This is a genomic window from Pseudomonas sp. AC463 (assembly GCF_979253585.1).
This window is the reverse complement of sequence record NZ_CEEDDZ010000016.1, coordinates 1-15163: the sequence shown is the minus strand read 5'-3', so window position 1 is coordinate 15163 and position 15163 is coordinate 1. Positions and strand designations below refer to the sequence as shown.

The 15163-nt window shown below is 62.6% G+C and carries 11 protein-coding genes; 2 read left to right on the top strand and 9 right to left on the bottom strand.

Features of this window, described 5'->3' with window-relative positions:
* Positions 1–34: 34 nt before the first annotated feature.
* The 9 genes from AC0IYH_RS20030 to AC0IYH_RS19990 form a co-directional block, all read right to left on the bottom strand.
* Positions 35–814, bottom strand: coding sequence for a transporter substrate-binding domain-containing protein (locus AC0IYH_RS20030; protein WP_116628345.1), 780 nt, complete (start codon positions 812–814; stop codon positions 35–37).
* Positions 815–1138: 324 nt separating this feature from the next.
* Positions 1139–2773: an ATP-dependent DNA ligase gene (locus tag AC0IYH_RS20025; RefSeq protein ID WP_471835881.1), complete on the bottom strand. Its 1635-nt coding sequence runs from the start codon at positions 2771–2773 to the stop codon at positions 1139–1141.
* Complete coding sequence (locus AC0IYH_RS20020; protein WP_122773953.1) at positions 2770–3774, bottom strand: ligase-associated DNA damage response exonuclease; 1005 nt, start codon at positions 3772–3774, stop codon at positions 2770–2772. Before AC0IYH_RS20020 ends, AC0IYH_RS20025 begins: the two co-directional genes overlap by 4 nt.
* 203 nt (positions 3775–3977) lie before the next feature.
* Positions 3978–6419, bottom strand: a complete 2442-nt coding sequence (locus AC0IYH_RS20015) for a penicillin acylase family protein (protein ID WP_471835879.1) — start codon at positions 6417–6419, stop codon at positions 3978–3980.
* 182 nt (positions 6420–6601) lie between these two features.
* Entirely contained in the window at positions 6602–7246 is a 645-nt protein-coding gene (locus tag AC0IYH_RS20010) for a glutathione S-transferase N-terminal domain-containing protein (RefSeq protein WP_116628341.1), read from the bottom strand.
* A gap of 93 nt (positions 7247–7339) precedes the next feature.
* Entirely contained in the window at positions 7340–8125 is a 786-nt protein-coding gene (locus AC0IYH_RS20005; RefSeq protein ID WP_471835877.1) for an ABC transporter ATP-binding protein, read from the bottom strand.
* The gene (locus tag AC0IYH_RS20000) at positions 8122–9180 is read right to left on the bottom strand and encodes a FecCD family ABC transporter permease (protein ID WP_116628339.1); all 1059 of its coding nucleotides are present in this window, start codon (positions 9178–9180) and stop codon (positions 8122–8124) included. The genes AC0IYH_RS20005 and AC0IYH_RS20000 overlap by 4 nt, the downstream gene beginning before the upstream one ends.
* Positions 9181–9253: 73 nt before the next feature.
* The gene (locus AC0IYH_RS19995) at positions 9254–10360 is read right to left on the bottom strand and encodes an ABC transporter substrate-binding protein (protein ID WP_116628338.1); all 1107 of its coding nucleotides are present in this window, start codon (positions 10358–10360) and stop codon (positions 9254–9256) included.
* Between the two features lie 25 nt (positions 10361–10385).
* Positions 10386–12767 carry a TonB-dependent receptor gene (locus AC0IYH_RS19990; RefSeq protein WP_471835874.1) on the bottom strand — a complete coding sequence of 794 codons (2382 nt, stop codon included), beginning with the start codon at positions 12765–12767 and terminating at the stop codon, positions 10386–10388.
* 196 nt (positions 12768–12963) lie between these two features.
* Here AC0IYH_RS19990 and AC0IYH_RS19985 point away from each other — a divergent pair, with 196 nt between their 5' ends.
* Both AC0IYH_RS19985 and AC0IYH_RS19980 read left to right on the top strand, forming a co-directional pair.
* Positions 12964–13674: a response regulator gene (locus AC0IYH_RS19985; protein WP_116628336.1), complete on the top strand. Its 711-nt coding sequence runs from the start codon at positions 12964–12966 to the stop codon at positions 13672–13674.
* Complete coding sequence (locus AC0IYH_RS19980) at positions 13671–15056, top strand: ATP-binding protein (protein WP_471835872.1); 1386 nt, start codon at positions 13671–13673, stop codon at positions 15054–15056. Before AC0IYH_RS19985 ends, AC0IYH_RS19980 begins: the two co-directional genes overlap by 4 nt.
* The last annotated feature ends 107 nt before the right edge of the window (positions 15057–15163 follow it).

Here is a 15163-nt window from a genome sequence, read left to right as displayed (position 1 = left end):
AAAAGCGCCCTTCAAGAGAAGGGCGCTTCGGGCATTACTTGCCGCTGTACAGGTTCAGATCGCCAAAGTGTTTCTTCTGGATGGTGGCGTAGGTGCCATCATCGTGTAACGCTTTGATACCTTTATCCAAAAGGGCCTTCAGTTCAGTGTTACCTTTTTTGATACCGACCGCCGTTTTCGACGGCAGCAAAGGGTCGTCGATGGCAGCGCTGACTTCGTAACCGGCACCGGCTGGCGACTTCAGGAAGCCCAGTTCGGCTTGCAGCATGTCTTGCACGGACGCGTCGAGGCGGCCCGAGGTCAGGTCGGCGTAAACCTGGTCCTGGTTGGCGTAGGCCTTGGTGGTCACACCGGCCTTGTCCAGCACGGCCTTGGCGTAGGCTTCCTGGATGGTGCCTTGCTCGTAGCCCACGGATTTGCCTTTGAGGGACTCAGGCGTGGAGAACCCGGCGCCTTTTTTGAACACCAGCGAGGTTGGGCCGGAGAACAGCTCGTTGGAGAAGTCGATGGCTTTCATGCGCGCGTCGGTAACGGTCATCGACGAAATCACGCCGTCGAACTTGTTGGCCTTGAGGCCCGGAATCATGCCGTCAAAGTCGCTTTCGACCCACTTGCACTTCACTTTCAGCTCGGCGCAGATCGCATTGCCCAGGTCGATATCGAAGCCTACCAGGCTGCCGTCGGCCGCTTTGGATTCAAACGGCGCGTAGGACGGATCGACACCAAAACGCAATTCCTTGTATTCCTTGGCCGTGGCTACACCAGCGGCCATGCACAGAGCCAGTGCAGAAAGGGTCAGCAATGCTTTTTTCATTATTTAATCCCTGGAAAGCAAGATAAGCGCTTGTGGCGCATTTAGGACTGTTACTGAACGGTGTCAGACGGATCACAAGTAGCAATTTCTGCACCATAGTTCCGAATGAGCGTTTTAAAAGGTGAGACGAGGGAAATCTGAGTGTAGGAGATGCCCGAAATTGGGCGCTGAAAAAACAGCGCACCATTTCAGATCATCCGAGATTCAAATATGGGAGGGGGCTTGCCCCCGATGACAGTGTTTCAGTGAAACATGTGTCTGCTGACCCACCGCCATCGGGGGCAAGTCGAATCGTCGCACCGCCCCTCCCACAGTAGATTTATGTCAGGTCAGGAGGTCTTGCAGGGTGGCCAGGTTGTCGGCTTCATCCACTGCCTTATCCTGCCGCCAACGCAACATCCTCGGAAACCGCACCGCAATCCCGCTTTTGTGGCGCTTGGACAGGGCAATGCCTTCAAACCCCAACTCAAACACCAGGCTCGGCGTCACACTGCTGACTGGGCCGAATTTTTCCACGGTGGTCTTGCGCACGATGGCGTCGACCTTGCGCATCTCCGCGTCGGTCAGGCCTGAATAGGCCTTGGCGAACGGCACCAGTGTGCGTTGCGTGCCGGGCGGGCCGTCCCACACGGCGAAAGTGTAGTCGCTGTAAAGGCTCGCGCGGCGACCATGGCCGCGCTGGGCGTAGATCAACACCGCGTCGACGCTGAACGGGTCGACTTTCCACTTCCACCACAGGCCCATGTCTTTGGTGCGGCCGACGCCGTAAAGGCCTTGGCGATTTTTCAGCATCATGCCTTCCACGCCGAGGCTGCGAGAGGCTTCGCGTTGCTGCGCCAGTTCCTGCCAGGTGGCGCCGGTCAGCACCGGCGAGGGCAGCAGCACGGGTTGATTGCACTGGGCGATCACGTGTTCGAGCCGGGCCCGGCGTTCGGCTTGCGGGTGGTTGCGCCAGTCGTCGCCATGGTATTCCAGCAGGTCGTAGGCCAGCACGGCGACGGGCGCATCCTCGAGGATTTTCTTGCCGAGGGTTTTGCGACCAATGCGCTGTTGCAGCAGGGCGAAAGGTTGCACCGCGTCTTTCCACACCACGATTTCGCCGTCGATCACCGTGCCGTCGGGCAGGCCGCTGGCCAGGCTGTGGAGTTCAGGGAAACGCTCGGTCACCAGTTCCTCGCCACGCGACCAGATCCACAACCGGCCATCACGCTTGACCAGTTGCGCGCGAATGCCATCCCACTTCCATTCCACCTGCCAGTCGGCAGGGGAGCCGAGCAGCGCGTCGAATTGCTCCACGGGTTGCGACAAGCCGTGGGCGAGAAAAAACGGATAGGGCTGCCCGCCGCGTTGCGCATGCTCGTCGGATGATTCGGCGGCGATCAGCTTGCGGTAGCCTTCGGCTGTCGGCCGGTTGGACAGGTCGGTGTAGCCCACCAGCCGTTGCGCCACGCGTTTGCTGTCCAGATCTGCCATCGCGGCCAATGCGCGGGTGACCAGCAATTTGGACACGCCGACGCGAAAGCTGCCGGTGATCAGCTTGATGCACACCATCAGGCTCGGTTGATCGAGTTGCGCCCATAACGCCGGCAGGCGTTCGGCCAGCTCCAGAGGCGGCAGGCCACGCAGCGGCAAGAGTTTATCCTCCAGCCACACCGCCAGGCCGTCTTCGGAGGTGTAGCACGATTCGGGTAACAGCAGGGAAATGGTTTCGGCCAGATCACCCACCGACTGGTAGCTCTCCTCGAACAGCCACGGCTCTATACCCGAGGCCTCGGTGGCCATGTCCCGTAGCAGACGCGTCGGTACCAGTTGCCGAGGCCTGCCGCCGGACAGAAAGTACACCGCCCACGCTGCATCGTCGGCCGGGGCCTGCTGAAAATAGCTTTGCAGGGCTGCCAGCTTGGCATTGCTGGAGGTGGTGGCGTCGAGGTTGGCGTACAGCTCGGCGAAGGCTTTCATGCTGTGGCCTCTTCTTCGTCATCGCCGTATTCGGTGGTGAAGCCTTGGGCATCCAGGCCTTTTTCCCGCAAGTGGCGCACCAATACGCCGACAGACCCGTGGGTGACCATCACCCGTTCGGCGCCGGTCTGTTCGATGGCCCACAGCAGCCCGGGCCAGTCAGCGTGGTCCGAGAGCACAAACCCCCGGTCCACGCCGCGCCGCCGGCGGGTGCCGCGCAGGCGCATCCAGCCGCTGGCGAAGGCATCGCTGTAGTCGCCGAAACGTTTGATCCAGCTGCTGCCGCCGGCGGACGGCGGGGCGATGATCAGGGCCTGGCGCAGCAGCGGGTCGGTCTTGTTGAAGTCGCCGGCGTAGAGGGTCTCGGGGATGTAGATGCCGGCCTCGCGGTACACCCGGTTCAGCGGCTCGACGGCACCGTGGCTGAGGATCGGGCCGATGCTGGCGTCGATGCCATGCAGGATGCGCTGGGCTTTGCCGAACGAATAACAGAACAACACGCTGGCTTTGCCGGCAGCGATATTTGCCTGCCACCAGTCGTTGATCCCGGCGAAGATTTGCGCCTGGGGCTGCCAGCGATAGATCGGCAGGCCGAAGGTGGATTCGGTAATGAAGGTGTGGCAACGCACCGGTTCGAAGGGCGCGCAGGTGCCGTCCGGTTCGACCTTGTAGTCGCCGGAGGCGACCCAGACTTCGCCTTGATATTCCAGGCGCACCTGAGCCGAACCGAGCACATGCCCGGCGGGGTGGAAACTCAGGGTCACGCCGTGGTGGACGAGCTTTTCGCCATAGGCCAGGGTTTGCAGGTTGATGTCCTGGCCCAGGCGCGAGCGCAGGATGCCTTCGCCGGGGGCGGCGGCCAGGTAATGCTGGTTGCCGGTGCGGGCGTGATCGCCGTGGGCATGGGTGATGACCGAACGTTCCACCGGGCGCCAGGGGTCGATGTAGAAATCCCCGGCGGGGCAGTAGAGGCCTTCGGGCCGGGCGATGACGAGGTCCATGGGGTGACCGGGGAGGTGGGCTTGTACTTATGAGGAGGGGCCGAGCGCAGAAGTTCTATCTGAATGTATGCAGGCAAAATGTGGGAGGGCGCTTGCCCCCGATGGCGGTGTGTCAGTCACTGATGTGTTGACTGAACCACTGCTATCGGGGGCAAGTCGAATCGTCGCACCGCCCCTCCCACATTTGTTTCCGGTTTCTTCAGTTATTTACCGGGGGTCAGGGTCAACCTCGCCTTGCCATACACCTTCTCGAAGTTCTGCGGCTGCATCGGGAAGCTCAGGTATTGCGCCTTCAGCGACGGGTCGATGCCATTGGCATAGTTCGGGCTGGCCGGGTTGCCGGACTGGCCGGTGCCACCCTGGCCCATCATCGGTTCCACCTGGCCGAAGTCGATGATCATGCGCAGCGCCGGCACTTGCGTGGTGTTGAAGTCCTGGCCCCAGCTGTACGGCGCCGGGTTCAAGGTGTTGTGGTCACCGCCGGACGCCAGTGGGCCGCGAATCACTTGGCCATTGGTGTTTTTCCAAGTGGTGCTGTGCAGCTTGCCCCACTGCCAGGCCTTGTGATCGGCGCCGAGCTGGTTGTCGCCGGCGCTGATGGCGGCGGCCAGGCTGCGGGCGAGGATCGCCGGTTTGTCTTCTTTTTGCGGCGTGCGCACGTCGTCCCAGAACGGGCTGTCTTCGCGGCCCAGCAAGTGGTCGGCCTGGGCGGCGTAGGACAGGCTGGCGTTGCTGACAAAGGCCTTCCAGCTGGCGCTGGTTTCCGGGCCCAGTTCGTCGAGGAAGATCTGCTGGGTGCTTGCCTGCAGGAACAGCTCGTAGAGTGCGGCATCGGCAGAGGTGGCCGAAAGGCGACCGTCGAAGGCCATCAAGCGGCTGAGAGCTTCGCGGGCCTTGGCCTGGTCGGCGGCCGGCAACGCGTCAATCGCCTGTTTCAGCGGCTGGGCCATGCCCGGCGCCTGGAACATGGTCTTGAGCTTGGCGGCGAAGGTGGTGGTCTGGTCGTACTGCATGGCGATCAGGCTGCGGCTGTCATGCTTGCCGGCATTCGCCAGTTGCGCCAGGCGCTCGCTGCGCTCCGGCGCGTCCCAGGAGTTGGACAACTGCATGCCGTAGCCGCGTGGCGCGGTGCGCTGGTTGGCGGTGCCGATCCAGCCCTTGGCCGGGTCCTGGTCGTAGGGGTGCAGCATCGCGTCGGCGTAGCCGTCCCAGTCAAAGCGCGTGTCCCAGCCTGGCGAGGGCAGCAGGCCTTCGCCTTCGCGCCGGTTGGGGAAGCGGCCGGTGACCTGCCAGCCGATGCTGCTGGCGTCGGCGAAGATCATGTTCAGGGCAATCGCGCGGATATTGCGGGTCGCGTCCGAGGCCTTGCCGGCGTTTTGCGCGCGGGACAGGTCGAAGAACGCGTCCAGGCTCTTGTCGTCCTTGAAATCGGCGGTTTGCAGGGCCAGGCCCAACCCCGTGGTGAGCGCCTGGCTGCTGTTGAGCAGGGCGCCGTGACGGGTTTCGTACACCACTTCGCGAATCGAACGTTGGCCTTTGACGAAGAAGGTTTCGTTACGCACGCCAGCCGGTAGCCATTTGCCGTTGTTCTCGTAGTACAACGCGTTGCCTTGGCGTTTGACCTTCTCCAGGAACAGGTCTTGGGTGTCGCCCTTGACCGTGCTCATGCTCCACGCGACCTTGCCGTTGAAGCCGGACAACAGGGTCGGCAGGCCGGCAATCGAGGCGCCGGCGGCCTGGTATTTGGGCGCGCGAATCTGCACGTAGCTCCACGGCGACGGGGCTTGCGGCTGGGCGGCGAGGTCGCCTGCCAGCAGGCTCTTGCCGCTGCGGCTGCGCTGCGGGCCGATGGCCCAGTTGCTTGAGGTGGTCACTGCCAGCGCGTTGAGGCTGCTCAGTTGCTGGCCGACCGCGTCCAGACCGGCCAGGCCGGTGATCTGGCCGAGGTTCACGCCCTTGAGTTTCTCGGCTTCGGCCAAGGGGATTGGCTCATCCGGCGCGCTCGGCGTGAGCCAGGCGAGTTTGTCGATACCGACCTTTTGCGCCAGCACCAGTGACGAAATCTCTTCCTGCAGGTTGGCCGACTCGCTGAAATTCAGCAGGCAGAACAACAGCGCCGAATCTTCCGGCTTCCAGTACTCGGGCTTGTAGCCGGTCTGGGCCAGGTCCGGCGGCAGCTTGTCGCGGTAGCGGAACAGGTAGGCGTTGACGCCACGCGCATACACTTCAAAGAAGCGCTTGAGGCGTGGCGACGAGGCGTTGTACAGCTCGCCGGCGCTTTTTTTCAGGTTGACCGCCCGCATGAAACGGTCGACATCCAGCACCTCGGGCCCGGACATTTCCGCCAGACGGCCCTGGGCCAGCAGGCGCAAGGTGACCATCTGGGTGATGCGGTCGCTGGCGTGCACGTAGCCGAGGCTGAACAGCGCGTCGTGGAAGGTGTTGCTTTCGATCAGCGGCATACCCTGGGCATTGCGGCGTACCGACACATTCTGTGCCAGGCCTTTGATCGGCTGCACGCCGGCAACCGGCGGCAGGGTGTCCTGGGTGCTCTGGAGCTGGCAACCGGCCAGGCTTAATGCACTGGCCACTGCCGCGGCAACGCCGAACCGGGGAAGAAAATGTGAGAGGGCTGGCGAGGCCATGGCAAAGCTCCTGCGGGGGGTAGCGTCAGTAAAGGCGCTACGTTAGTGAGCGCGGCGAAACCACGCAAGCAGGAGTTTGGGGAAAGCATTAGATCTTGAGTCTTGTACAAATCAAATGTGGGAGGGGGCAAGTCGAATCGTCGCACCGCCCCTCCCACATTTTGACCTCATACAACCTCAGATCAGGACTTTGGCGGATTCACTTTCTGCACCAGTTCATACGCCCGAACTGTCGCAGGGCGCTCCTTGATGCTGTTGAACCAGCGGTGCACGTGCGGGAAGTCCTCCAGACGCTGGCTCTGCCACTTGTGGGAAACAATCCACGGGTAGATGGCCATGTCGGCAATGCTGTAGTCCTCGCCCGCGACGAACGCGCGGTCTGCCAGGCGGCGGTCCAGCACCCCATAGAGGCGCGCGGTTTCATCTACGTAGCGCTTGATCGCATAGGGAATCTTCTCCGGGGCGAACTGGCTGAAGTGGTGATTCTGCCCGGCCATCGGCCCCAGCCCGCCCATTTGCCAGAACAGCCATTGCAACGCTTCCTGGCGACCGCGCAGGTCTTTTGGAATGAACTGGCCGGTTTTTTCCGCGAGGTAAAGCAGGATGGCGCCGGATTCAAACAGCGAAATTGGCGCGCCGCCGTCGGTCGGGTTCTGGTCGACGATGGCCGGAATGCGGTTATTGGGAGCGATCTTCAGGAACTCCGGCTTGAACTGGTCGCCCTGGCCGATGTTGATCGGGTGCACCGCGTAGGGCAGGCCGGCTTCTTCCAGGAACAGCGATACTTTGTGACCGTTGGGGGTAGTCCAGTAATACAGGTCGATCATGAAGCTCTCCAAATCAGCGAATGCCTGTAGGTATAGGTAATGTTCGCTGTACGAAAATTCAATGAAACATTTACGCCTAACCTTAGAAGGCTTTCACACCGGCCCATCCACCAACACCTGCAACGACTGCTGCGAACACCGCTCGATGCGCGCGCGAACGCGATACACCTCGGCAAACAACAGCGGGTCGAGTACGTCATCCGCCGCCCCGCTGGCATACAACCGCCCGTGGCGCAGCACGGCGATATGGTCGGCAAAACGCGCGGCGAGGTTGATGTCATGCAGCACCACCACCGCAATCAGGTGGTGTTCGCGTACCAGGCCGCGCACGCATTCCATGACTTTGAGCTGGTAATTGAGGTCAAGGGCGCTGGTGGGCTCGTCCAGCAGCATCACCTGCGGGCGGCGCGCGATCAGTTGGGCGAGGCTGACCAACTGGCGCTGGCCCCCTGAAAGCGTGCTCAGCAGTTGATCGGCCAAATGCGCGATGCCAATGCGCTGCAAGGCCTCGAAGGCTTCGCGCAGGCAAGCCTCGCTGGACAGGGGAACGCCTTCTACATGGGCAACGCGCAAGGCGGCGATCACGCTTTCCATCACGCTGAGGCTCAGGCCCGGGGGCAGGTTTTGCGGCATGTAAGTCACGCGTCGGGCACGCTCGCCGACGGACATGGCCGACAGGTCGAGGTCGCCCAATCGCACAACGCCTTGCATCTTTTCCAGCCCGGCCACGGCACGCAGCAAGGTGGATTTGCCCGCGCCGTTGGGGCCGATCAAGGCGGTCACGCTGCCATGGGGCAGGGTCTGCAAGCTCAGGTCGTGCACGATCTGCTTTCGCCCATAGCTGACGTTGGCGTGGTGTATCGACAACCCGTTACTCATAACTGCCTCCCGCGCTTGAACACCAACAGTACAAAAATCGGCACGCCCACCAGCGCGGTGACGATGCCCACCGGCACGATCACGCCGGGCATGATCAGTTTGCTGGCGATCGACGACAGCGCCAGCAGCAACGCGCCGGTCAAGGCACTGGCCGGCAGCAGGAAGCGTTGGTCTTCACCCACCAGAATCCGCGCGATATGCGGACCGACCAGGCCGATAAATCCGATGGTGCCTACAAAGGCAACGGCGGTGGCTGACAACAGGCTGATGCGCAGCAACGAGAAAAACCGCAGGCGCTTGACGTCTACGCCGAAGCTTTGTGCGCGGTCTTCGCCCATGCGCAGCAGGGTCAGGCGCGGCGCGGCGGCGAAGGAAAACGGCAGCACCACTGCGACCACCAGGGCCAGGATGCCGAGCTTGTCCCAGTTGGCGCGGGTCACGCTGCCCAGGGTCCAGAACACCAGTTGTTGCAGCACGTCTTCGGTAGCCACCAGTTGCAGCAAGGCCACCACCGCATTGCAACTGAACACCAGCGCGATACCGAACAGCACCAGGCTTTCCACCCCGGCGCCGCGCAGGCGCGACATGGCTTGCAGCAAAAACACCGAGGCGGCGGCGAAGACAAACGCCGAGATCGAAATCGCCGTGTTGGCCGACACCCACAGCGTGGTCACCGGAAACACAATCACCAGGGACGCGCCCAACGCCGCCGCCGACGACACGCCCAAAGTAAACGGGCTGGCCAGCGGGTTATTGAGGATCGCCTGCATCTCGGCCCCCGCCAGCGACAGCGCGCAGCCCACCAGCACGGCCATCAACGCGTAGGGCAGGCGCACGTTCCAGATGATCACCTGGTCGGTGGCGCTCAGGTGGGACGGGTGCAGGATGCCGTCAAGCAAGGCCAGCAGGCCCATGCCCGACGGGCCGCTGGCGAGGTCCACCAGAATGGCGCAGACCAGCGCTGCGCCGAGCAGCCCCAGCAGCCAGGCACGCCGCGCCAGCAAGCGGCGATAGCCCTGGGTGGCGCTGGCGAGGTCGAGGGTTTGAGTGGTCATGTGGCTCCACGGTCTTGAAGTCGATGAAAATCCAATTGTGGGAGGGGACAAGCCCCCTCCCACATTTTCAGTGTTACCGAGTGATCCAGTAGGCACCCTGCAGCGGCATCCCCAGGAACTGCTGGTTGATCTGTTCCATGGTTGCCTGCGGGTCGAGCTTGGCGAACACCTGCGGATGCACCCACTTGGCCAGTGCTTCTATCGCCAGCAGGTTGTAGGGCGAGTTGTAGAAGTCATGCCACAAGCCGTGGGCATTGCCCTCGCGGATCGCACGAAGGTTGGCGAATTCCGCGCGCGCCAGCACTCGATCAAGTGCTTCGCGCGCCTCGGCGTTGTCCACGCCGGCACCGAGGATCAAGCCGGGCTTGCGGTTGCCGGTGGCCACGTACACGTCGGGGTCGGCCTTGAGCGCGTATTCCACGCTGATATCACCCAGCGCGCCCGGCACCACCCCGGCGGCAATATTGCGCCCACCCACCAGGGCAATCAGCTCGCCCATGCCACTCTTGCCGGTGGTGTGCCCGGGTGCCTGCCAGACACCCGCCAGCAACTCCAGAAACACACTCGGGCGTGGTCCGGCGGGCAGGGTGGCGACGGCATCGGTGATGACCTTGATGTGCTGGTCATAGAAATCCAGAAACGCTTTTGCCTCGGGTTCTCGGCCCAGCGCCTGGCCGAGGGCGGTCAGGCTGGTGTGCGTACCCTGTACCGGGTTGATGCGAAAATCGACGAACACCACCGGGATGCCCGCTTTGGCCAGCACATCCGCGACCGGGCTGTGTTCGGTAGGCCCGTGGCCGGAGATGCTGAACACTGCCAGGTCTGGTTTGAGCGAGAGGATTTCCTCGGCGCTGACGCTTTGTTCCGACGCCTGGCCGATCAATGGGATGTCTTTGACTGTGGGAAATTTTTCCAGATAGGCGTTGTAGGTGTGTTGGTCCAACAGGCGCAAATCGTTCTGCCAGCCGACGATGCGCTTGAACGGCGCATCCTTGTCGAGCAAGGCAAACGCCGAAATCAGCCGGCCTTCGCCAAGCACCACGCGTTTGACGTCATCCTTGACCTCGACCTTGCGCCCCAGCACGTCGGTGACTTCATGGGCGGCGGCGGTTTCGGCGTGGCCGAGGACCAGGGCGGCGAACAGCACCCCAAGCTTGAGCGCGTTACGAGGTTTGAGCATGGACAGGACTCCTGGTGAGGAAAGGTCAGAATTCATAATCGACACTGGCGGTGAGCGTGCGCCCGGCCCCCGGGATGCCGTAGAGCTGGAAGCCGTCGAGGGAGGCGCCGACCTGGCTGTAATAAAATTTGTTGAACACGTTGTTGAGGTTGAGATTGACCGTGGTGTCCTTGTTCACCTTGTATTGCGCCGCCACGTTGCTCAGCCAGTAACCGGGGGCTTTTTCGTGGTCGCGGGTGTAGATCGCATACACGCCGGACGGGCCGTTGGCATAGCTGCTGTTGTTGTTCAAACCGCCGACGTATTTGTTGTCGGTGTAGCGGCGCCGGCCCACGTATTGCTCGCCGTAGCTGAGGCTCAGGGCGTCGGTGACGGCGTACGTGGTCCACAGGTTGGCGGTTAAATCGGGGACGTTCTTGGCTTCGGCGCCCTTGTTGATGCCTTTGGTCTGGGTGCTTTTTAGCGCCGAGAAGCCGGTGTAGGCGGTCCAGCGCGGGGTGATATTGCCTTGCAGGCCGAGTTCTACGCCGTCCACGCGCTTGGCGGGCAGGGCGCGCACCGGGGCGGATTCGCCGTCCTGGTATTCCCAGGCGTTGTCCAGTTCGGTGCGGAAGACGGCCGCCGTGACGTTGAGCATGTCGTGGGCAATGTCCCACTTGGTGCCCAGCTCGTAGGTCTTGGACTTGGCCGGGCTGTAGTTGCTGGTGCTGGCCGCGCCGTAGATCTGGTTATTGGTCGACGCGCCCAGCGCCGACGGCTGCGCCGCTTCACTGTAGGACACATAGATGCTGCCGTTGGGCAACGGCTTGAACACCGCGCCGACGCGCCCGCTGACGGCGCCGTCGGTGCTGCTGATGCTGGCCTGGCCGCGCTGGCTGGTTTGCGCGCGCCAGTTGTCGTAACGCAGCGAGCCGAGCACTTGCCATTGCTCATTGAGGGTCACGGTGTCGCCCAGGTAAATACCGGCGTTGTCGATCACCGAGCGGGGGTCGCCTTCGCCCTTGGTCACGTAGGTGCTGGCGAAGCTATGGCTGGGGTCTTTCATGTCGAACAGCATGCTGCCGGCCGGCACCTCGGCGTTGCGCTTCAGGCCGCCGTAGGTCTCGTGGTAGAACTCCAGGCCGCTGACGACATCGTGTTTCAGGCTGGCGGTGTTGAAGGTGAAACTGAAGTCGGTCTGGTTATCGAGGATGGTGTAGCGCTTGGACAACCCGAAGTCGCTGCCGCGCAGGATCCCGTAGGCGGTGTTGCTGTTATTTACGTAGTCGGTGTAGGCATTCACCGTGCTGCCCGGCACTTGGCTGATCGGGCCTACGCCGGTGTAGCCCAGGGTCGCACAGCGGGTGCCGGTGCAGGTTCTATTGCCACTGGCGTCGGCGGCGAAAAAGCGCGCCGGCGAGAGCACTGCAAAGTTGTCGCTGCGTTCCCAGCGCGTCTGGTTGCGCAGGTGGGCGTCGTTCCAGTCGAAGTCGTGTTCGATGCGTGCGGTCAGCGAGGTGGTTTTGTTTTCCTGGGTGTAGAGGTTGGAGTCGCCGTACCAGTTCGAGCGTTTCACGCCTGGCATGCGGTCGCCATGTGTCCCACGCTGAATCGGCACGCCGCCGTCCGGGGTGTTGGTGTCTTTCTGATAGAAGGTGTCGATAAACACGCGGGTGTCGGTGCCCAGGCCGAAGCCGAACGAGGTGGCGATGCCCCAGCGGTCGTAGTCCACGTCGTCGCGCTCGGCCACCTGGTTGTAGTGTTTCATCAGGTTGATACGTACGGCGGTGGTGTCGTTGAGTTGCTTGTTCAGGTCGGCGGTGAGGCGGCGGTAGCTGTCGGTGCCGATCCCGGCCGAGACCTTGTTGGCATCGCCCAGGTGCGCTTCCTTGCTGACCAGGTTGACGCTGCCGCCCACGGCGGACACCCCGGACTCGATGGACCCGGTGCCCTTGAATACTTCAGCCTGTTGCAGGTTGAAGGTGTCGGTGCGCGTGGACATGCCGGCATCGCGCACGCCGTCGACGGTCAGGCTCTGCTCGGAAGAAAACCCGCGAATCGAAAACAGGTCGCCCCAGCCCAGGTTGCCCTCGCCGGACATGAAGGTGATGCCCGGCACGTTGCGCAGCACTTCCTGCAGGGTCTGCGCGTTCTGCTCCTTGAGCACCTGCTGCGGCACGATGGTCACGCTTTGCGGGGCGTCCAACAGCGGCTGGCTGATTTTCGCCGAGGTCACCCGGTCCACCTTGAAGCTTGAGGTGGCTTCGCCGTCGACCTTGATTTCCGGCAGGCTCAGCACCGAATCGTTGGCGGTAGCGGCGGAGGCGTCGGCCCAGGCGGTGGGGGCAACACTGCCGGCGGCGAGGAAACCGAACATCGGCGCCAGGGTGGTGTGCAATGTGTGGCGTTGAGGGGTGGGCAATGACATGGGCAACTTCCGAGTCTAAATTACAATTACTCTCATTTAGGTTCGGTAGTCTAAAGAGCGATTCGGCCTGCCATTCCAGGGGTTTGTATCGCTGATGCGTGATTATGGTTTCCCACAACATTCCATTACATTTGCGTACACCGCTGGCTGAACTTTCGGCTATCTCCTGCGTTTTGAGTTTTAGGTTCGACTGCCCATGGCCAAGCAAGACCATCTATTGATCGTCGATGACGACCCGCAAATCCGCCAACTGCTGTGTGAATACCTGAGCGACGCCGGCTTCCAGGTGTCCACCGCCGCCGACGGCAAGGAAATGCGCCGCCGCCTGGCGCTGAATGTCATCGACCTGATCGTGCTTGATCTGATGCTGCCCGGCGAAGACGGCCTGAGCCTGTGCCGCGAGCTGCGGGTCAGCTCCAATATCCCGGTGGTGATGCTGACGGCCAAGGGCTCGTTGATCGACCGCATCGTCGGCCTGGAAATCGGCGCCGACGACTACCTGCCCAAGCCGTTCGACCCGCGCGAGTTGCTGGTGCGCATCAAGGTGGTACTGCGCCGGGTGCAGAGTTTCCCCGACCGCGCGCGTTTGGATGAAGCGCCGAGTATTCGCTTTGCCGGCTGGCAGCTGGACACGCGTGCGCGTCAATTGCTCTCGCCCGACGGCGTGGTGGTCAGCCTTGGCAACTCGGATTACCGCGTGCTGCGCCTGTTGTTGCAGCACCCCAACCGCCCGTTGAGCCGCGACTTTTTGCTCAACCACGTGTTCGACAAAGACAGCACACCGTTCGACCGCTCCATCGACGTGTGTGTCAGCCGCCTGCGTTCCCAACTGCCGGCGGGGCTGATCAAGACCGTGCGCAACGAGGGTTACATGCTCACCGCCGATGACGTGGTGCTGGAGTCGTGAGACTGCTGCCGCGTTCGCTGTTCGGGCGGCTGGTGCTGATTCTGGTCAGCGGCATGCTCGCGGCCCAGGCGCTGACCAGCAGCATCTGGTACGACCGCCGCCATGGCCAGGTGCTGGAAATCCCCGCGCGGTTGATCGCCACGCGCCTGGCGGACGTGGTGCGCCTGGTGCACAGCGACCCCCGGCAGGCCGACCAATTGATCCAGCTGCTTAACGCGCCGCACTTTCGTCTGACCCTCAGCGACCAGGCCAGCGCCACACCCAGTTCCCTCACCGACAGCGACCGTCCCACCGAGCGCCTGCTGAAAAAGGTGCTGTCGGAAAAAACCGGCTATGCCCAGACCCTGATCCTGCTGCGCCTGTCCCTGGTGGATGGCGAGGGGCAAACCGCCGGGCTCTCGACGTTGCTCGGTTCCAAGCCGGTCGTAGGGCAATTCCTCATCGACCTGCGCCTGCCCGATGGGCGCTGGTTGCAGGTGGACGCCAGTGAAGAGCAGGGCTGGACCAGCACCTCGCCGCTGGACCTGCTGTTCGATTACGTGATGCGCATCTACCTGCTGCGTGTGCTGGTGCTGGTGGTGATCGCACTGGTGGCGGTGCGCCTGGCCATTCGCCCGCTGAATGCGCTGGCCAAGGCCGCCGAGGCGCTGGGCCGGGATATCCAGCGCCCGCCGTTATCCGAGGACGGCCCCACGGAAGTGCGCCGCGCGGCCCAGGCCTTCAACGCCATGCAACAGCGGCTGATCGCGAATATCGCCGAACGCACGCGCTTTCTTGCGGCGATTTCCCACGACCTGCGTTCACCGATCACACGCCTGCGCCTGCGCACCGAGATGCTTGATGACAACCGCACCAAAGAGCGTTTTCGCAGCGACCTCGAAGAAATGGAGCACATGGTGGCCAGCACCCTGGATTTTGTCAGCAGCGGTGAAGTCAATGAGGCGCGGCAGAACATCGACATCAATGCCTTGCTGCAGAGCTTGCAGGCGGATCTGCAGGACGTGGGCGAAAGCGTGCTGATCGAAGGCCGCGCCAAACAACCGCTGCCGGGGTACGCCCGCAGCCTCAAGCGCTGCGTGCAGAACCTGCTGGAAAACGCGGTGCGCTATGGCAGTGACGTGGTGGTGCGGGTCGAGGACCAGGCTGACAGTTTGAACATCGTCATCAGCGACCGCGGCCCGGGGATTCCTCAGGAGCAACTGGAGCAGGTGATGGAACCGTTCTACCGCGTGGAAGGTTCACGCAATGCCGAGACGGGCGGGTATGGGTTGGGGTTGAGCATTGCGCACACTATTGCGCGGGCGCATGGGGGGCGGTTGGGTTTGAGGAATCGGGAGGAGGGCGGCTTGGAAGTAGAGCTGCAGTTTCAACGCAAAGCCTGAGTTTTGGAATGCGGTTAAAAATGTGGGAGGGGCGGTGCGACGATTCGACTTGCCCCCGATAGCGGTGTGTCAGCTACAGATGAACTGGCTGATACACCGCTATCGGG

What these genes read in the sequence shown, in the direction of transcription:
- AC0IYH_RS20000 (WP_116628339.1), bottom strand. Translation starts at nt 9,180, where the DNA reads ATGACCACTCAAACCCTCGACCTCGCCAGCGCCACCCAGGGCTATCGC.
- AC0IYH_RS20025 (WP_471835881.1), bottom strand. Translation starts at nt 2,773, where the DNA reads ATGAAAGCCTTCGCCGAGCTGTACGCCAACCTCGACGCCACCACCTCC.
- AC0IYH_RS19995 (WP_116628338.1), bottom strand. Translation starts at nt 10,360, where the DNA reads ATGCTCAAACCTCGTAACGCGCTCAAGCTTGGGGTGCTGTTCGCCGCC.
- AC0IYH_RS20030 (WP_116628345.1), bottom strand. Translation starts at nt 814, where the DNA reads ATGAAAAAAGCATTGCTGACCCTTTCTGCACTGGCTCTGTGCATGGCC.
- AC0IYH_RS20015 (WP_471835879.1), bottom strand. Translation starts at nt 6,419, where the DNA reads ATGGCCTCGCCAGCCCTCTCACATTTTCTTCCCCGGTTCGGCGTTGCC.
- AC0IYH_RS19985 (WP_116628336.1), top strand. Translation starts at nt 12,964, where the DNA reads ATGGCCAAGCAAGACCATCTATTGATCGTCGATGACGACCCGCAAATC.
- AC0IYH_RS20010 (WP_116628341.1), bottom strand. Translation starts at nt 7,246, where the DNA reads ATGATCGACCTGTATTACTGGACTACCCCCAACGGTCACAAAGTATCG.
- AC0IYH_RS20020 (WP_122773953.1), bottom strand. Translation starts at nt 3,774, where the DNA reads ATGGACCTCGTCATCGCCCGGCCCGAAGGCCTCTACTGCCCCGCCGGG.
- AC0IYH_RS19990 (WP_471835874.1), bottom strand. Translation starts at nt 12,767, where the DNA reads ATGTCATTGCCCACCCCTCAACGCCACACATTGCACACCACCCTGGCG.
- AC0IYH_RS20005 (WP_471835877.1), bottom strand. Translation starts at nt 8,125, where the DNA reads ATGAGTAACGGGTTGTCGATACACCACGCCAACGTCAGCTATGGGCGA.